The 17905-nt window shown below is 73.2% G+C and carries 12 protein-coding genes; 3 read left to right on the top strand and 9 right to left on the bottom strand.

Annotated elements, in window-relative coordinates; translation table 11 throughout:
• Positions 1-74 precede the first annotated feature (74 nt).
• A complete protein-coding gene (locus tag ACFYY1_RS26265; RefSeq protein ID WP_388590124.1) occupies positions 75-953 on the top strand; it encodes a DUF2510 domain-containing protein in 879 nt (292 codons plus the stop codon).
• A gap of 120 nt (positions 954-1073) precedes the next feature.
• Entirely contained in the window at positions 1074-1379 is a 306-nt protein-coding gene (locus ACFYY1_RS26260; protein WP_388589905.1) for a hypothetical protein, read from the top strand.
• A 59-nt stretch (positions 1380-1438) separates the two neighbouring features.
• On the opposite strand, the gene ACFYY1_RS26255 is transcribed toward ACFYY1_RS26260, so the two are convergent.
• Positions 1439-2071: a class I SAM-dependent methyltransferase gene (locus ACFYY1_RS26255; protein ID WP_388589902.1), complete on the bottom strand. Its 633-nt coding sequence runs from the start codon at positions 2069-2071 to the stop codon at positions 1439-1441.
• A gap of 462 nt (positions 2072-2533) precedes the next feature.
• On the opposite strand from ACFYY1_RS26255, the gene fusA reads away from it, so the two are divergent.
• On the top strand, positions 2534-4633 hold the full coding sequence (gene fusA, locus ACFYY1_RS26250) for an elongation factor G (protein ID WP_388589899.1): 2100 nt from the start codon (positions 2534-2536) through the stop codon (positions 4631-4633).
• On the opposite strand, the gene ACFYY1_RS26245 is transcribed toward fusA, so the two are convergent.
• The 8 genes from ACFYY1_RS26245 to ACFYY1_RS26210 form a co-directional block, all read right to left on the bottom strand.
• A complete protein-coding gene (locus tag ACFYY1_RS26245; protein WP_388589897.1) occupies positions 4522-5145 on the bottom strand; it encodes a hypothetical protein in 624 nt (207 codons plus the stop codon). The genes fusA and ACFYY1_RS26245 overlap by 112 nt on opposite strands.
• Positions 5146-5511: 366 nt before the next feature.
• A complete protein-coding gene (locus ACFYY1_RS26240) occupies positions 5512-6405 on the bottom strand; it encodes a peptidoglycan-binding protein (RefSeq protein WP_388589894.1) in 894 nt (297 codons plus the stop codon).
• Complete coding sequence (locus tag ACFYY1_RS26235; RefSeq protein WP_388589892.1) at positions 6405-8021, bottom strand: DUF6519 domain-containing protein; 1617 nt, start codon at positions 8019-8021, stop codon at positions 6405-6407. Before ACFYY1_RS26235 ends, ACFYY1_RS26240 begins: the two co-directional genes overlap by 1 nt.
• An 86-nt stretch (positions 8022-8107) precedes the next feature.
• A complete protein-coding gene (locus ACFYY1_RS26230; protein ID WP_388589889.1) occupies positions 8108-10249 on the bottom strand; it encodes a hypothetical protein in 2142 nt (713 codons plus the stop codon).
• A complete protein-coding gene (locus tag ACFYY1_RS26225) occupies positions 10249-14040 on the bottom strand; it encodes a putative baseplate assembly protein (protein WP_388589887.1) in 3792 nt (1263 codons plus the stop codon). Before ACFYY1_RS26225 ends, ACFYY1_RS26230 begins: the two co-directional genes overlap by 1 nt.
• Positions 14037-17168, bottom strand: coding sequence for a putative baseplate assembly protein (locus tag ACFYY1_RS26220; RefSeq protein ID WP_388589885.1), 3132 nt, complete (start codon positions 17166-17168; stop codon positions 14037-14039). The genes ACFYY1_RS26225 and ACFYY1_RS26220 overlap by 4 nt, the downstream gene beginning before the upstream one ends.
• Positions 17165-17551, bottom strand: coding sequence for a GPW/gp25 family protein (locus ACFYY1_RS26215; RefSeq protein ID WP_266727805.1), 387 nt, complete (start codon positions 17549-17551; stop codon positions 17165-17167). The genes ACFYY1_RS26220 and ACFYY1_RS26215 overlap by 4 nt, the downstream gene beginning before the upstream one ends.
• Positions 17548-17901: a hypothetical protein gene (locus tag ACFYY1_RS26210; protein WP_388589883.1), complete on the bottom strand. Its 354-nt coding sequence runs from the start codon at positions 17899-17901 to the stop codon at positions 17548-17550. Before ACFYY1_RS26210 ends, ACFYY1_RS26215 begins: the two co-directional genes overlap by 4 nt.
• Positions 17902-17905: the final 4 nt, after the last annotated feature.

Raw genomic sequence — 17905 nt, 5'->3', positions numbered from 1 at the left:
GATCCGGATCGATCCGCCACAGCCGATTCATGCGATTCTCACGCAACCGTTCTACGGTGGGGCCCGTGACCCAGATGACCCCGCCCGGCTGGCACCCAGACCCCGGGTACACAGGAATCGGCCCCGTTCACGAGCGCTGGTGGGACGGCACCCGGTGGACCGACCAGCTGCGCGTGCCGCCCGCCACGATCCGGCGGCGCCGGATGCGCGTCGGACTGGGCATCACCGCCGCGGTAGTGGTCCTCGCCGTCGTGGGAGGCGGTGTCTTCCTGCTGTCGGACAACTCCGGCGACGACAACGAGCGTGCGGCCACGGCCCCGTCCGCCCCGCCGTCGGACTCCCCCCGTCGCGGGCCGGGCGCTCCGGGAGGCGGCGGCGGGAGCGGCGCCCCCGAGCAGCGGATACCGGGGACCGAGGACGGCTACGCCACCGACCTGACCAGCGGGATCAACCTGCCGGTGCCCGACGGCTGGAAGGGCACCTCCGGGGTCACGGGTGCGGGAGTGACGACGGGTGAGTACCCGTGCCCCGGCGACTCGTCCCAACAGTGTGTGCGCGGTGGGGTGTTCTCCGCGCCGGCCAAGGCGCTGAAGCTCGACACCACGACGGCGAAGGCCACGGCGGAGAAGGACATCACCGCCAATGCCACCGAATCGTACGGCGAGAAGATCTACGGCGGCATCACCTCGCACCAGGAACTCAAGTCCGAGCCGGTGACCGTGGCCGGCGAACAGGGGTACCTGGTGCGCTGGAAGGTGGTGACGAAGAACGGTGACGACGGATACGTCCAGTCGCTGGCCTTCCCGTCGCCCCGCTCGAAGGACCTGCTGGTCGTGGTCCGGTCGGGCTTCGACGTCAACGCCAAGGCCCCCGAGCTGTCCGTCATGGACGACATCACCAAGGGCATCAAGGCCACCTCGGGAGCGGGCTCCGACCCCGGCACCACGGCTTAGCGGCCGTCACGGACGGGCCCGGCGGCCCGCCTTCGTACACCCGGGCCGTGAGTACGAGGGCGGGCCGGGCTGAGTACCTCGGCCGATCCGCCGGCAGGCGGGTGCTGGTCGAATGGCCACATGCTTCCTGACGCACCGTCCCGCCCCCGCATCCAGCACGTCGCCTCCGCCGGCACGACGCTGGCGCTGTCGCTGGCCCCGCTGGTGATCGGCGTGCTGCTCGCCAAGACCATGGCGACGGACCCGATGACCCCGGTGAACGCGCTGGTCACCCGGGGCGGGCAGCCCGGACCCATCTCGCCCGCGCAGTGGCGCGGGTGCGGCAGGCAGGCGCTGCGCAACTGGAAGGGCCCGCTGGAGGCCGGCCGGCGTCCCGTCTCCCTCGTGCGGCGGTGCGCCGGGGTCCGGCGCACCGCCGCCCGGTGAAGCTGCCGGTCGAGCACTGAGGGGCGGCGGGCCCGGTACCCGCGGGTGGGCCGGGTGCCTCAGGCCCGTCGGCAGTGCAGGAACAACTGGGGCTCGGCCACCGCCCCTTCGTACTCAGGGGTGAACAGGGTGCTCTGTTCCCACAGCACCGACAATCCGGCCGCGGTGACCAGCTCGGTGAACTCCTCCGGGCCGAAGCTCGTCGCCCGCACGTGGTGGCCCATGAAGACGACGTCGAAGTCCTCCACGTCCAGCGGCACCGTGGCCACGACCAGATGGCCGCCGGGAACCAGCAGCCGACCGAGCTTCCGCAGGAGCCGGAACTGGTCGTCGCGGGACATCTGGAGCAGTGAGAAATAGGCGCAGACAGCGTCGAAACTGCCTTCTTCCAGGGGGAGTTCGCGAATGTCGGCGCACTCGAACGCCACTTCGGGAACCTGTCGGGCCGCCAGTTCGACCATGCCGGGCGAGACGTCCACCCCCAACACGTCATGGCCGGCCTCGGTGAGGGTCCGGGCGGTCGGGCGCCCCGTTCCGCTGCCGACGTCCAGGATCCGGCTGTGCGGTGCGAGATCGCCCAGCAACCGGTGCAACGAGGCGTGGTGGGCGGCGGATCCGGCGAACGCCCGCTCGTAGTCGGCCCCCAGCGCGTCGAACACCGTGGCGGCAGCCCGGCCGTGGTCTGCGTCCATCGATGTGTTTCCTTCCCCGAGCACCACACCGTGCGGTTCCCGGGGATCGTTTCATCATTCGTCATCGCCTTCAACGCCCGTCCCACGGGGCCGCGAAATCCGGTTTCCCGCCCGCACCCCTGTTCCCTACACTCACGACGAAACGCGCGCCACAGCGGCATTGCGGCGCGCACCGTGACCAGTGAGGGGAGACCGGCCGTGCGCTACCGCACCGCTGTTGTCGTTCCCTCGTCGCGGTACGAGGTGATCCTGGTGTCTTCGTGCGCCCGGTGCAGGCTGCGCGGCCCGCACCGGTCCCCCGCGACGGACAACTGACCTCGCAGCGCCCGGCGTCGATACGGCCGGGCGGCCGCTCACCGGTGTGACACACCGTTTTGGAGGTCTTCGCCCGGCCTGACCACAGGCCGGTTCGTCCGGGAATCGCGCCCTCCCGTTCCGGATCATTCCGAAAGGCCATGGGCCGTGCGTACCGAACTGCACCGTCAACACACCAGTCCGCTCACCGACGTCCGCAATCTGGGCATCCTCGCCCACGTCGACGCCGGCAAGACCACCGTCACCGAGCGGATCCTCTACCTCACCGGCGCCGTCCACAAGCAGGGCGAGGTCCACGACGGGACGACCGTCACCGACTTCGACTCCCAGGAACGCGACCGGGGCATCACCATCTTCGCCGCCGCGGTGAGCTGTTCATGGGACGGTCACCGGATCAATCTGATCGACACCCCGGGCCATGTCGACTTCTCCGACGAGGTGGAGCGCTCGCTGCGGGTGCTCGACGGAGCGATCGCGGTGTTCGACGCCGTCGCGGGCGTCGAGCCGCAGAGCGAGTCGGTGTGGCGGCAGGCCGACCGGCACGGGGTGCCGCGGATCGCCTTCGTCAACAAGCTGGACCGGGCCGGGGCCGACCTCGACACGGCGGTCGCGTCGATCAGGGACCGGCTGCACACCGTCCCGTTGGTGGTCCAGCTGCCGATCGGGAGCGAGAACGGGTTCAGCGGAGTGGTGGATCTGCTGCGCATGCGGGCGTTGGTCTGGGCCGACGGCGGTGGCACGTTCGAGGAGGGGCCGGTGCCCGAAGCGCTGCGCGAGGAGGCGCAGCGGCGCAGGCGGCTGCTGGAGGAGGCGGTGGCGGAGCTCCATCCGGCCGCGCTGGAGGAGTTCTGCGCGCGGGCCTCGGTCTCCGGGCGGACGCTGCGGTCCGCGCTGCGCGATCTGACCCGTACCGGCGAAGGTGTGGTGGTGCTGTGCGGTTCGGCCTACCGCAACCGAGGCATCGAGCCGCTCCTGGAAGCCGTGGTGGACTACCTGCCCTCGCCGCTGGACGTGCCGCCGGTGCGTGGCGCCCTGGACGGCACGGTGCAGGAGCGGGCCGCCGATCCGGCGGCGCCGTTCGCCGCGCTGGTGTTCAAGGTGAACTCGGCCGATACGGGCCGGCTGACCTACCTGAGGGTGTACTCGGGAACGATCCGGAAGGGGGACACGGTGCTGGACGCGGGCGCGCGGCGCCACGAGCGCGTCGGACGGATCCTGCGCGTGCAGGCCGGCCGGCACGCGGATGTCGACACGGCGGTGGCCGGGGACATCGTCGCGGTGATCGGGCTGAAGGCTGCCCGTGCCGGGGCGACCCTGTGCGCGCCCTCGGCGCCCCTGGTCCTCGAACCGCCCACCGCGGCCGACCCGGTCGTCTCGGTGGCGGTCGAGGCCCGCAGACGGACCGATACCGAGCGGCTGGTGACGGCGCTGGCGCGGCTGGTCGAGGAGGATCCCTCGCTGGCGGTCCGCACCGATCCCGAGACCGGGCAGACGGTGCTGTCGGGAATGGGGGAACTGCACCTGGAGGTCGCGGTGGAGAAGATCCGGCGTGCGCACGGGCTGGAGATCGGTGTCGGCAGGCCGCAGGTGGCCTACCGGGAGACGGTCGCCCGCGGGGTGTCCGGGCTGGTGTACCGGCATGTGAAGCAGGACGGCGGCGCCGGGCAGTTCGCCCATGTCGTCATCGACACGGAGCCGTTGGAGGCCACCGGTGACGACGGCGGGGACAGCGGGCCGGAGTTCGTGTTCCGGTCGACCGTCGTCGGCGGCCGGGTGCCGCAGGAGTACGTCCGTGCGGTGGAGGCCGGCTGCCGGGACGCGCTGGCCGAGGGCCCGCTCGGCGGGCACCCGGTGACCGGGGTGCGGGTCACGCTGACCGACGGGGCGACCCACTCCAAGGACTCCTCGGAGATGGCGTTCCGCACGGCCGGCCGGTTCGCGCTCCGTGAGGCGTTGCGGGCGAGTGCGATGGTGCTGCTGGAGCCGGTGGCGGAGGTCACCGTCACCGTGCCCGACGACGCCGTGGGCGGTGTCCTCGGCGATCTGGCGGCACGGCGCGGCCGGGTCTCCGGCTCGGCCGCGCGGGCAGGCACGGCGGTGATCACGGCGACCGTGCCGCTGGCGGAGCTGTTCGGCTACGCGACCCGGCTGCGCAGCCGGACCCAGGGCCGGGGAACGTTCACCACCCGGCCCACCGGGTACGCCCCGGCGCCGAACCCGGTCCCGCCCGCGGCGGCGGCCCGGTAGCGACCGGTCCGGCCCCACCCGTTCGCGGGCGGGGCCGGACCGGCCTCACGTCGCGGGGTGCGGCCGCCGCGGCTGCGCTCCTCCGCGACCCGCACCCGCTCGCCGAAGCGCTCCTCGATCGCCTCCGCGAGGCCGTCCGGCGGGACGGGGGGCTGCGCACCCTCCGCGGGCGTGGCCCCACCGGGCTGCGAGCTGGTGACGACCACGGGATACACCCGAAGGGCGCGGGCCTCCCCGTCGTACGCCTCGATCAGCCTGTCCCGGATGATCCGCCGCGCGGCCACGGTGTCCACGTCCGGCAGGAGGAGGACGGGGCGGCGGGCCCGGTTGAGACGGCGGACGACGCCGTAGTGCGCGTCGATGTCGGCGAGCAGCGCCTCGACGAGCAGCAGCTGTTTCGCCGCCGCGGGCCCGCTCCGCAGCCGTTCCAGCTCCTCGCAGACCGCCTCGAAGGTGCGCTGCCGGGGGAAACGCCGGGTGCCGTACCAGCGAACCGTCCGCCGTAGCCGCACCCCTCGGTCATCGCCTGCAACTGCTCGACGACCAGGCCTTCCTCGTCCTGCCCGGTCGGGACTTCGCTCGGGTTGTTGACCGGGACGATGCCGCGGTAGCTCCTGAGCAGCGCCCCGAGCCACTGCCGGACAGGGGCCGGAGCGCCCTCGATCCGGACGACGAGCGCACCGGATCTGCGCTCGAAGCGCACCCGTTTCCGGGTGAATCGCTCCCTGAAGGTCAACTGCGCCAGGACATCGTCCAGCCCCATCCGTACTCCTGTTGCCGGACGACGAATCGGCGATCACTATATTTTCAAGTGGGCATAACAGGACGGAAGTTGAGGATTCAGCGACGGCTGTCCCCAGTTCCCGTCGTGCTCACCGCTACGCCTTCGGCACCTTCAGCCGGTCCCAGCTGACCTTCCCGGGGGTGCCGTCGGCGTCCTTGCCCTTGAAGCCCAGTTTGCGCTGCCACGCCGCGTACGACTTGCGGTCCGCCTCGGTCCACTCGGGGCCCGGGCCCGTCTCGTAGTGGCTGCAGCCCTCCGCCGTCAGGCGACGCCCCATCGCGGTGATCACGGGGTGGCTCCGTCCCACGTGGAAGAAACCGGCGCCCGGGAACCTCTCGTACTCGGTCTTCGGCTTCGGCTTCGGCTTCGGCTCGTGGCTCCCGCTGTCCCCGCCGTGGCCGTCCAGGCGGTCCGCTATGCGCCTTCGCATGCCGTCCATCGTGAAGCCTCGCGGGTCGACCTTGCCGGGCTGCCACTCCTTGTGGCCGATCACCGAGCGTTCGCTCCAGCCGTGGGCGCGGCAGATGGCGGCGGCGACCTTCTCGATGGCCTCCTTCTGGGCCTCGGGCCACGGGTCCTTGCCGTCGCCGCGGTTGATGCACTCGAAGCCGTAGAAGTGGCGGTTGCCGTCGGTGTCGGCGGCGTTGTCGTGCGGCAGTTTCGTCTCGTTGACGACGGCGCGCAGCACGTCGCTGTCGCCGAGGCCCGCGTGATTGGCCCGGCCGTTGCCGACCAGGTGGATCTCCCCCTTCTTGTCGATGACGCCGTGGCACAGCGGGCCCGGCAGGCCGGAGTGGCCGTCGTAGCAGAGCGCGACCGAGGAGTCCGTCCCGGAGGTGACGGTGTGGTGGATCATCACGCCGTGCATCGGGCCGTACGGGCCCTTCGCGTTGCGGTTGTGGCGGCGCCAGTTGCGTACCTCATGGACGGTGAGGCCCTCGGCGCGCAGGACTTCCACCAGCTTGGACGCGGTCAGGGGCGTGGCCATCAGGCGTTCTCCTCTCCGGCCGCGGCCTCGTCCACCTCGGCCTCGGCGGCGGCGGTCGTCTGCGACCTCGTCGATGCCGGGGCGGCGCCCTCGGCGGCCAGCTCCTCTTCCCGTGCCTGCTGTTCGGCGGCGAGGGCGGCCGCGCCCGCCGGCGGGACGGCCCGGGTGGCGAGGGGGGTGAAGCCGAGACGCAGGTCCACGGTGCTTCCCTCGCCCTTGACGAGGGCGAGCGGCGCGTAGTGGCGGACGATGCCGGCGGGGTGGCACAGCAGCGGCTTGCGGGCGGCGTTCACGGGCCATTCGACGCTGCCGGTGGCGGTGCGGGCGGCGACGGTCCAGTAGTCGCCGGTGCGGTACGTGCCGCCCTTCTCGAAGTAGATCTCGACACCGTCCTCCAGCGGCAGCCAGGCGCCTTCCTCGATGCGGACGGCGCCGCCGCGCAGCGCGGTGGTGCGGCCGCCGCGGCGGGCCGGCGCCGCCCGGTGGTCCCAGCGGCGCAGGTACGGGTGGAGTTCGGGGCGCCGCCCGACGTGCCGGTCCGGCTCGGCGGAAAGCCTGACCCGGCGGCCCGGCAGATCCAGTTCCTCGACCCTGAGCAGCGGCAGGGGCTCCCGCCGGGAGGCGTACGCGGTGTCGACGAGCTCGACGTGGTCGCCGACGTCCAGGTCCAGTTTGTCGTCCTGCCCGAGGCTCGCCAACTGCACCCAGGTGCCGTCGACCTCGTCGACGGGGAAGACCACGGAGCCGTTCTCGCGGGACCACTTGAAGGTGGCGTCGCCGGGCTTGCCCGCCTTGCCGGCCTCGCCCCCCTCGTGGATCTCGACGCGGTAGAGCTGGTTCTCCGGGCCCCGGTAGCGGGCGTCGGGCTTGACCAGGCAGGGGTCCTCGTCGGCGTGGTCGGGGCGCTCGCTGCGGGCGGCGAGGCGGGACTTGGGGGCGGCCTCGTCCGCCGCCCAGCGCTCGAAGGCCCGGCGCACGTCGTCGGGCGACGGCACATCGCCCTCGATGCCCAGCTTCGCGTAGGCGAGCGGCAGGACCTGCCAGACGACCTTGCGGCGGGCGGCGGTGTCCGGCATCGCCGGGCCGAGGGCGACCTCGCGCAGCGCCGGGTCCTCGGCGGCGGTCACCGCCCGCTCCCACACGTCGAGGTAGACGACGAACGGGTAGTCGGTGGGCAGCCGGTCGCCCGGCTTCTCCTTGTCGCGGTAGCCGTCGGGCTGGTCCCAGTAGTCCCAGAACGCGGGCTGTGCGGCGGTGGGCGTCCCGTCGTCGGGGTCGGAGGCGGTGGCGTCCTCGTCGGGCACCGCGTCGCCGGGGGCCGGGCGGGCCGCGTCGCACAGGATGCCGTCGACGTAGTAGTGGCCGCCGTGGATGTCCAGGGTGTCGAGCTCGGGGGTGACTGCGTGGTACTCGATGCGGAAGCCCGTGTCGCCGTCGGCGCCGAGCGGGCCGCCGTGCCGGCCGATCAGGTCGACGGCGGTCGTGCGCGCCTGATGGAGCTGGATCGCGGCCTGCTCGTTGGCGTCCGCGTCGAGCTGGACCCGGCCCTGTTGGGCGATGACCGCCGAGTAGTGCCGCGCGGGCCGGAAGGTGGAGCGGGAGAGATCTGCGTGCATGAAGGGTGTCCCCCTGGTTCGGAAGTGTGCGGGTCGCACGTCGTCGGTGGGCAGGGCGCGGCGAACGCCCGTGGGTGCGGCTCGGCTCAGGTCACGAAGAAGATCCCGGCGTCGGTCCCGGCGGGCACGTACTCCGCGAGCCGGGCCCGCAGGCTGTCCTCGCGCTGCGGCCGGTACAGGTCGTGGAAGGCACCCATCTCGGCCCCGTCCTCGGCTCCGCGCCGGATCTCCTCGGCGCATCGTTCGGACGGCTGCCCGTACCAGGGCGTCCCGTAGCGCTCGGAGGTGAACAGCGGCCGGACCTTCGCGGCGCCGCCGGGGCCGGCGAGGTCGGGCAGGCAGCGGTAGCGGCGCGGGGTGCGTGACCCGGCCGGAACGCTGGAGAAGCGCAGGCAGCCGATCCCGCGCCGCGCGACGTGCAGCCGCCCGGTGAAGACCGAGTTCTCGGCGATGCGCACCGCGTGCGTGTGCACTTCGCCGATCACGGTGGAGCGGTGGATGTGCAGTACGGCGTGCGCGTGCCGGCGGTCCGGTGCGGACAGCGCCTCCCGGTCGGGTCCCGTGGCGTCGAGTATCGAGTCGCGCAGGTGGATGTCGAGGGGTTCCTCGGACACCTCGTCGCCGATGACCTCGATGGTGCCGAGGATGCTGTCCTCGATCTGCAGGCAGGCGGTGGTGCGTTCCAGGACGATGCTGGGCTCGTCGGGCGAGTGCGGAGCGCACTCCGGCTCCAGGGACCAGCCGGGAACGAGCGTCGAGTGCCGTACGACGACCGCGCCCATCGGGCCCGTGACGTTGATGCCGCGCCCGGCGACGAGCAGCCCGTCGAGCACGACGCGCGGCCGCTCCCCGGGCGCGCAGTCCTGCGACACGGCACGGATGTTGAGGGCGTCGGGCCGGTTGCTGTACCAGTCCAGGAGCCGGATGACGGGACGTGTGCCCTCCGCGGCACGGAGCTCGAAACGGTCGCCCGGGTCGAGGTCGAAGTCCAGCTGTTCCTGATAGGCGCCGCTGTGGGTGATCTCGACGATGCCGTCGGGCCCGCAGGTGCCCGCCCGGCGGTCGTGCTGCCAGGCCCGGTAGGCGTCCATGATCTGCCGGTACGTCTGGCCGGGGCCCACCCGGTACACGGTGGCGCCGGGCCGCTCGACGCGGTCGCGCGGGTACTGGCCGCCGCCCTTGTCGGCGCCGAACGCGTAGTGGTGGTCGACCCACACGCCCTGCCGGGGCGCGGACCGCGCGCCGAACGCGATCCGGCCCAGCTCGGGGTCGACGGCGACCTGTCCGCGCCGCGGCCGGTAGCGCCACTGCGAGAGGTCGGCGACCACGATGTCGGACAGCGGCACGGGCTCGTCCTCGCCGTCGCGGCGGATGACGAAGCTCTTGCCCGGCCCGTAGTAGTCGGCGAGCCGATCGTGCAGCTGGCGGCGCCGGATGAACGCCGGGACGTTGTCGACCGTCGCGATGTGCGTGGCGGACGGCTCCGGCTCCGGTTTGGTGACCAGCGGGCTGTCGTTGCCGAGGATGGAGAAGGTGTACAGGTTGCGGGCCCGGTCGATGCAGTACGCGGGTGACGTGGTCAGCGGGTACGCCTTGAGCCGCCAGACGAACAGCGCCACCCCGGCCGGGCTCAGGCCCCCTTGCCGGTAGCGGGAATCGGCGCGCCGCACGTCCACCGCCCGGGAGACCGTCCCGAAGGGCCCGCCGGCCAGATCGAGCGCCGCGCCGTCGCGCAGGTCGGCGGTCCGCCCGCGCCCGACGCGGTGCCCGGACCCGTCCGCGTACAGCTTGACCGGCTGCTGATGGGAGACGAGCCGCGACAGCTCGACCGCCCGGGCGGGCCAGTTCGCGACCTGCTCGGAGATCTCCTCCAGGAGGTGCAGGGTGCCCTTGCGGCGCCGGTTGGCGACGGTCGCGGCGACATCGCGGCGTGGCGCGATGGCCTGCTCCAGTCCGGCCGGAGCGGCCCCGCGCAGGCCGGGGGCGAGGACCCGCTCGTAGCCGGGCAGGGTCCGGTAGCCCACGAGGTCGCCGAGGTAGGGCAGCACCCAGGGTGCGGCCGTCTCCACGAACAGGTCCTCGTAGCCCTGCTCGACACCGTCGCGCACCCGGTCCAGCTGTTCGGCCATGACGGCGAGCAGCGCCCGCAGCGGTTCGCCCTCCTCGGCGTCGCGCAGTCGGTGCCACTGGGGCAGCAGGTCGGCGAGGCCGTCCGGCTCTCGGGACATCACTTGACCTCCGTGAGAACGATCGTGTCCGCGGCCTTCGGCGACAGCATGACGAGCTGCGCCGGGCGGATGCCGCGGAAGACGTACACCGAACGGCCCCTGGCCAGGCGCCGGGTGTCGGTGATGTCGGGGTTGAGGCGCAGCAGTTCGGCGAGCGGCAGCCCGTAGCGGGCGCTGACGGCCGACAGCGTCTCGCCGTCCTTGTCGCGCACGGTGTGGACGCGTTCGTCGTACGTCGCCGGGCGCGCCGGGACAACGGGGCGTGGTGGACCGGGGTCGGCGACCAGGTCGGCCAGCTCACCGGGGGTCGCCGAGGCGGGGACCCCGGTGAACACGTCGATGTCCAGGTAATCGACGCCCGGCACCGAGTGCGCCGTGGCGAGGACCTCGGACAGGGCGGCGGGCCGGGCCAACTCCCTTCCCTCGAAGCCGAGTCGGCGCAGCAGCGCCTGGCGCAGCCGCGGCTCGACGGTCTCCCAGGAGTGGTCGGGGGCCACCTTGACCCTGGCCGCGAGGAGCAGCACCACGAGTTCGCGTACGTCGACCCGCACGGTCAGGCGCGGATCGCCGTACTCGCAGAGGGAGGCACGCAGGGAGCGCAGCAGGTCCGATTCGCCGGTGTCGTCGGCGATCGGGACGTCGTCGGTGCCGGCGACCGTGACATGCAGCAACCGCCGTCTGCCGTCGAAGAGTTCGCGGGCCGAGGCCCGGCCGATCCCAGCACGGGAGCGGGCGAAGTCCTCGTAGTCGGGGGCCGAGACGAGGCGGTCCAGGGCGGCGACCGACAACGGAATGGTGCGGCGGGTGAGCGCGGGCGCGTCAGCGTCGGCGCCTCCGGTGGCGGGCCGCGGATTGGTGACCGCGGTGACACCGAGGGGGCGGGTGACGGCCTGGGTGATGCGGTCCGCGTCGACATTGGCGGCCTTGCCGGTGCCGAAGCGGTAGCGGGCGCGGACGTTCTCGTGGCCGCTGGGCAGCCGGGCGCCGTGCACACCGTCGCCGAAGGTCACCGTGGTGCGGCCGTCGGCGGTGGTGCCGGTGATGTAGACGCGGTCGCGGGGGCCGCTTCCGGCGAGGCTGTCGACGGGGTGCCAGAGCAGTCCGTCGACGCGTATCTCAAGGGCGGGTGTGGCGCCCAGGGGGGTGTCGGCGGCCGTCCAGGTGAGCGGGGACTGCCAGAGCGCGAAGGTCTGGTCGGTGCGCTCGGAGTCGCCGCTGCCGATGGGTTCGTCGCGGCTCTCGCCGTGGGTCGCCTCCACCACGTTGCCGAGGATCCGGACCGTCTCGCGGCGGTAGCGGTGGGCGAGGTCGGCGGTGAGCGTGAGCCTGGTGTGGGAGGGCCCGTCCGGGGCGGCCGGGTCGTTGGCCGGCTCGGCCTCGGCGATCACCACGACCTCGGTGGCCTCCACGCCGGTCGTGCCGGGGATGTCGCTGCGCTCCCCGCTGACGACGAGGGTCCGGCCGCGCCGCAGGTCCTGATGGAGGTCGGCCAGCTCGATCTCGTTGCCGTGCACGTCCTCGCCGAGCGGTTCGTCCGCCATCCGCAGCGGTTCCCCGGCCGCGTACACCGTGGTGTCCCTGATGTGCGAGAGCAGCACATCCTTCTCGTCCAGCCACGGGTCGGCGAGGACGAGTTCGGTGCCGCGACCGGTGATCCCGTAGCCGGCGTACGCGGCCGTACGCACCGCCGTGACCTTGGTGGTGACGAATCCCAGGTCCGGGGCGCCGGGCGGGCGGGTCTGCCGGCTCTTCCCGGGGCGCAGGACCGCGACCCAGCTGCCGACGGTGATGGCGTCCTGCACGCTGTCCAGCTGCAGGATCGTGCGGTCGATCGGCTCGGGCCTGCTCGCGATGACGATCTCCACCGCCGGCTGGGTGCCGCTCGCCGTGTACGTGAGCGCCACCTCGTACCCGTCGCGCGTGACCTGCTGGGGCACGCCCGGCTGCAGGACGACCGGCTCGGACGAGCCGTTGCTGACGACGACCTGGATGCGGTTCGCATCGTCGGGCCGGGACACGAACAGGCCGAGTTCGGGCAGCCCCGCGTGCAGCTGGGCGGTGACGCCGGGCTCCTGGGAGTCGGTGGGGCGCCGGGCCAGCCAGCTCAGTTCGCGGTCCGGGGCGGTACGGGTCGACAGGTCGACGGTGCCGGGGCCGAGCGGGAACGTCGGGATGGCCGACTGGCCGAGCAGGTTCTCCGACCGCTGGTCGGCGGAGCTGCCCTCGATGTACTGGAACTCCGCCTTCTCCGGGACCTTGCCCGAGGTGTCGAAGACGACGCGCATGCTGGTCATCGCGGCGCCGGTGAGCGGCCAGTCGGCGGTGCGAACGACCCGGCCGCGGTCGTCCTGGACCGGTTTGAGCGGGGCCGTCGCGCCGAACGGGGCGGTCCGTACCCGCATGGCGAGGAGCTCGCGCAGCAGCTTGGGCGCGCTCGGCGCCCTGGCCTCGCGCAGGGCCGGCGGGAGGGTGCGGGCCAGGACGGGGTGCAGGGCGGTGAGGAGGCGGGCGGTGTCGGCCCCCGGGGCCGGGGCGGCGGGGGTGTGGCCGGTGCGGGCGGCCCGGCCCGCGGTGAGGGCGGGCACGAGGGCGGCCAGGGCGTCGAAGGCGGCGGCCCGGGGTTGGTGCCGCTGCGCGGTGTACTTCCGCACCGCGGCCCGCTCGTCCTCCTCCACCGGCCGGCCGGGTGCCAGCTCCATGGCCCGGTCGGCCAGTTCGGCGAGTACTGCCTCCAGCTGCCCGAACCAGGCCGCGACGTCCTCGTACGCCTCGGCGAGGACCTGCGCCTCACCGAGGCGCTCCACCGGCTCGGCGAGCCGGGCGGCGAGCTTCCCCGGCGTACTGATGCCCGGCAGGTCGGCCCGCAGGGGTGCGAGCACCTGCTGGTCGAACTCCTCGATGAACAGGCTGACCGGCCGCGGGTTGGGCACCTCGGGCGTGGGCGGCTCCTCCCCCGGCTCGCCCGGTCCCTCCGGTTCGGCGACCCGGCGCCGCACCTCGTCGACGAGTTCCTTCAGGGTCGGCGGCGCCGATATGGGCAGGCCGATGCCGGTGATGTCCTCGTCCCGGTCGACGCGGACCCGCGCGACGGGCGCGAGGCGCCGGTCGCCGCCCGCCTTCTCCTCGAAGACGAACAGCAGTTGGTCCCCGGTGTGCAGGGCATGGTCGGCGCCCTCGACGAACAGCTCGGAACGGCGCTCCACGTCGTCCGGGGTGATGGGTGTGGCCCGGCGGCGGCGCACCTTGAGCTCGTTCCAGTCCCAGCGGGCCACCAGGTCCCGGCCCGTCTCGAAGGTCAGGGACTCCTCGTCGGCGGAAGCGGGCACGGAGTGGCTGCGCGCGCCGCGCGGGACGAGCACGGGCAGCGTCTCGGCGCGCGGGTCGCGGTCCAGGCGGTACGCGAGGTGGGTGGAGGCGGCGACGCCGGGGCGCGGCCGGTGTCCGACCAGCCGGCCCAGCAGCACCAGCGAGCGGTGCTCGTTGGCGGTGCGCACATAGGACTCGTCGGCGATCCGCTCGGAGTGGAAGGTGAGCAGGTCCCCGAGGACGGCGGTGGCGTCGAGCAGGCCGAGCGCCGGGTCGTCGGGGGTACGGACGGTGAGCCGGTCCAGGGCCGGGTAGGCGGGTGAGGCGAGCCGGTCGTGGAGGGCTGCCAGGAAGGAGCCGTAGTCGCCGACCCGGTAGTCGAGAGCGGTACGGCCCGGCGGGTTGTGGGGGGCGGACGGCGCCCGGCGCTCGTCGTGCCCGCCGCCGCACGCGCCGCCGCAGGCGCACTCGTCGAAGTCACTCATCGGGCACCTCCCAGGGTGATCTCCAGCCGGCCGTTCTCGGGCCGGTCCGGATCGTTGTCGCAGGTGGCGATCGTCAGCGGGCCGAGCCGCAGCACGCCTTCCTCCCTCTCTCCTCGGTCCTCCTCGAACAGCCGCCGCAACCGGGTGACCTGGACGCTCTCCACTCCCTGGACGGCGGCCGCGACCGCGACGAGACGGCTGAGCCGCACCGGCTCGCCGAAGGTCAGCGCGTCCGGGTGGAAGAAGCCGAGCCGCCCGCCGGGCAGCCGGCCGCGGCCGAGGACGCGGTACAGCTCGGCGAGGATCTGCCCGTGCTGGTGCCCCGGCTTCGCGGTCACGCACAGTCCGATGTCCACCGGGGTCGGCCGGGCGGGGCCGACCACCAGGTCGTGACCGATGCGCCGGTACGCCTCCAGTGCGTGTGCCACCGAGTCGAGCAGGGCGGGCCCCGGGGTGCCGGTGCCGTACGCGTCGATGGCCACGTGGACTTCCTGGACGCTGCCGGTCCAGCGGATCTCGGCGGCGGCCCGCTGCACGCCGGGCAGGGCCGAGGCGAGCTCCGCGTAGTCCTTCGCGGTGATGGCGCGCAGCCGGGTGCGGCGCAGGTCGAGCGGCGCCAACTGCCTCACTTGTTCCAGGGGTTCGGGTTCCGCTCCGCCGAGCGCGGGCAGCGGGTTGCGTACGCCCGCGACGGGGACCGGTGCGTCGTCCTCCCGGCAGACCACCAGGTGGTTGATGGCCTCGGCGCCGACGTTGCCCGCGTTGCCGCCACCGAGCCGGTAGCTCAGCTCCAGGCGTGCGCCCGGGGTGGGCCGGGCTCCGTTCGAGCCGTCGCCGAAGCGCAGGGCGAGACGGCCGTCGTCGTCGAGCTCGCCGACGAAGTGCCGGTCGCGGGGCCCGCTTTCGAGCAGGTCGCGGCGCGGCTCCCAGACGTGCTCGCCGTCGTGGACGCGAACGGCGGGCAGGGCATGGCGCGGGTCGTGGGCGAGGGCGGCGGAGGCCGGGCCGCGCAGGACGGGCTCGTCGGGGTGGAGCCCGGCCGCGTACGCCGGGCCCCAGCTGTGGGCGATCTCCCAGGCGATGTGTCCGTCGAGGACCGTGCCGGCGCGGGCGCGGGCGGTGAGGACCTCGATGCGGCGCAGTTTGCCCGCGATCAACCGGTCGCTCCGGTGGAGCAGTTCCCGCAGCGCCCGGACCGGATGCAGGTGGAGTTCGAGGTGCTCCAGGGTCTTCAGGCCGTAGAGGACGGTGAGTTCGGCGATCTCCGCCTCGTCGAGCCCGTCGCGGGACCGGGCGCTGCGCCACAGCTCGACCAGGCGCTGCCTGATCCGCTCGGGGATCGCCGCGAGCAGGTCGGCCTGGCCACTGCTGACCTGGGCCGGGTCCGGGAAGGCGACGGCCTGGGTGATGGGTGAGCGGCCTGGCCTCGGGTGGAAGCGGGGTGCGATGCCCGGGTAGACGGACTGGGCGAGGAGGGTCTTGAGTGCGGCGGCCTGGGCGTAGGAGGTGCCGGGGACCACACGCTCGCGGCCGTGCTGCCCGGCGAGTTCGAGGCCGAGCCCGGCGCGGTCGGTCTCCGCCTCGCCGACGACGTCGAACAGCTCACGGATGTCGTCCGCGCTCAGCGGCGTACCGCATTCCGCCTTGTCGGTCAGGAAGTTGATGAGCCGGGCCGGTGCGTTGCCCTCGTCGCGGTCGGCGCAGCCGAAGGACGGGGTGCCGCAGACGTCGGCCACGGCGGGGGCGTGCGGCACGGTCACCGTCTCGGGCAGGCCGTCGCCGTACCGGGTCAGGGAGCGTCCGTGGTCGACGAGCACGACATTGCCGCGCGCCAGGCTGACGTCCTCGACGGGAGCGCAGTCGCGGCCACCGGTCGTGGCCAGGCACAGCGGGAAGCTCAGGGCGTCCTCGGCGGCCCAGGTGACGTCGAGGACGGGCTGGTCCTCGACGCGGTCGACGCCGGGGGTGACCGAGGTGAGGCGGACGGCCTGGCGGTGGGCGGGGTCGGCGTCGCCCGGAGTGCCGGTGCGCGGCCCCTTCACCTCCTCGAGGATCAGTACGTCGCCGGGGTGGAGGTCGAGCCGGCGCTCCTGGCAGAGCTCCGGATCGCGCCACTCGTCGCGCAGGGTGACGGCGGTCGCGCCCTGGGGCAGGCCGGTCGTCTCGCCGCCCCAGGTCCACAGGCGGATCGCGTTGTGGGCGTCGAGCAGTCGCAGCGGTTCGTCGGCGGCGACCGGTTCGAAGACCTCGACCGCGCCGCGCTCGTCCAGGTCCGCGAGGTCCGCGTCGTCGATGACGGTGCCGGGTGCGGGGGTGTCGTGCGGGTCGAGGGCGCGGATGTCCACGGAGGCGAAGCGGAAGGTTCCCGGCAGCAGGGTGTGTTCGCCGGCCGTCTCGACGGCGACGTGGGCCCGCGCGCCCACGCCGTCGTGCATCGCGTAGTCGATGAGCCGTACGTGGCGGCGTACGGAGATCCGGCGGCGGGCGGTGTCCAGATAGGCCTCGGTGGCGACCGCGTCCTGCTGATAGCTGATCCGGTCGCCGGTGTGGGCGAGCAGCTCGACCAGGGTCGTGCCGAGGTCGGCGGGGCTCCGCTCGGCCCAGTCGGGAGTGGTGAGCGCGAGCCGGTCCAGGAGCAGCTTGCGGATCGTCCCGTAGTCGCGGGCCGTGTAGTCGATGACCGGCGCCGCGCGGAAGCCGGCTTCCTGGTGGGGCGCTTCCTCGCAGTCGAAAGGTGTGGGGCAGTCGGGGCGGAAGACGAACCCGGCGCTGTGATAGCGCTGGTCGAAGCCGCGGAAGGGCACCTCGCCGGGCCGCCCGTACGGGTCGGCCTCCACGAGCGCGAGCCGGTAACGGGAGGTGTCGCCCGCCTTGTCGAGGGTGACGTACAGGCGGTCGTCGAGCTCCGGGTCCTCCTCGCGCTCCACGCTCACGTCCTCGGCGCGGATGCCGGTGATGCGGCGGCCGCCGTCGATGCGTACGTTCTCCGGGCCCAGGCCGTGCGGGGCCTTGCCGAGGAAGGTGACGGTGAGGGTGAGCCCGTCGTCGCTCACCTCGACGAAGTCGACTCCGTTGAGCTGTGCGGCTCTCACCTTGGCCCGTCGAGTGCCGGTCGTCGCGCTGCTCATGCCTGGGCCCTCCCTTCGAAGACGTCGTCACGGCGGGTTCCGGTGACGCGCACGGCGTAGGCGAGGTGGACGCGTACGACGTTCTCGTCGCTCTCCATGTCCAGGGCCTCGACCTCGATCAGGTCGCCGAGCCAGCGCTGCAGAGCGGCCTGTACGGACAGCTCAAGGGTGCTGGTCAGCTCGGGGCTGCTGGGCGAGAACACCAGGTCGCGGAGTCCGCAGCCGAAGTCGGGGCGCATCACGCGCTCACCGGGGCTGGTGAACAGCAACTGCTCGATCAGGTCCCGTACGTGCTCGTCGTGATCCGCGTGCGCGGTGCGCCCCCGCCGGTCGACCCGGAACGGGAAGGCGATGTCGCTGCGGACCCTGGTCCGTCGGCTCATGGGACGATCACCTCTCGCTGCGTGGCCTGGACGAAGGGCGGCCCCTGGGCGACGGACGCCGCCGAGAAGCACTGGGCCGCGGAGGTGTCGAGCAGCACGGGCGCGCCGTCGACGGTGATGCCGGTGTCCTGCGCGGTGAAGCGGACGGCCACACAGGGTGAGGGCACACCGTCGACGGTGTGCGGGCAGCCGGCGACCACATGGGTGTGCGCGCCGGTGAGGACCGGCACTCCGTTGAGGAACACCGGCCCGTTCGATGGTGTGGCGGTCGTGGCACGGCCGCCGTGCGGGCAGCTGATCACGGCGTCCTCGCCGAGCAGATTGCCGGATGCCCCGGTTGTCCCGGACACTTCG

The organism is Streptomyces sp. NPDC001890, assembly GCF_042891445.1.
Classification (GTDB): domain Bacteria; phylum Actinomycetota; class Actinomycetes; order Streptomycetales; family Streptomycetaceae; genus Streptomyces.
The sequence above is the reverse complement of the archived record's forward strand: the minus strand, read 5'-3'. Positions and strand labels throughout refer to the sequence as shown.

What these genes read in the sequence shown, in the direction of transcription:
- ACFYY1_RS26255 (WP_388589902.1), bottom strand. Translation starts at nt 2,071, where the DNA reads ATGGACGCAGACCACGGCCGGGCTGCCGCCACGGTGTTCGACGCGCTG.
- ACFYY1_RS26260 (WP_388589905.1), top strand. Translation starts at nt 1,074, where the DNA reads ATGCTTCCTGACGCACCGTCCCGCCCCCGCATCCAGCACGTCGCCTCC.
- ACFYY1_RS26230 (WP_388589889.1), bottom strand. Translation starts at nt 10,249, where the DNA reads ATGTCCCGAGAGCCGGACGGCCTCGCCGACCTGCTGCCCCAGTGGCAC.
- ACFYY1_RS26265 (WP_388590124.1), top strand. Translation starts at nt 75, where the DNA reads ATGACCCCGCCCGGCTGGCACCCAGACCCCGGGTACACAGGAATCGGC.
- ACFYY1_RS26235 (WP_388589892.1), bottom strand. Translation starts at nt 8,021, where the DNA reads ATGCACGCAGATCTCTCCCGCTCCACCTTCCGGCCCGCGCGGCACTAC.
- ACFYY1_RS26225 (WP_388589887.1), bottom strand. Translation starts at nt 14,040, where the DNA reads ATGAGTGACTTCGACGAGTGCGCCTGCGGCGGCGCGTGCGGCGGCGGG.
- ACFYY1_RS26220 (WP_388589885.1), bottom strand. Translation starts at nt 17,168, where the DNA reads ATGAGCAGCGCGACGACCGGCACTCGACGGGCCAAGGTGAGAGCCGCA.
- ACFYY1_RS26240 (WP_388589894.1), bottom strand. Translation starts at nt 6,405, where the DNA reads ATGGCCACGCCCCTGACCGCGTCCAAGCTGGTGGAAGTCCTGCGCGCC.
- ACFYY1_RS26215 (WP_266727805.1), bottom strand. Translation starts at nt 17,551, where the DNA reads ATGAGCCGACGGACCAGGGTCCGCAGCGACATCGCCTTCCCGTTCCGG.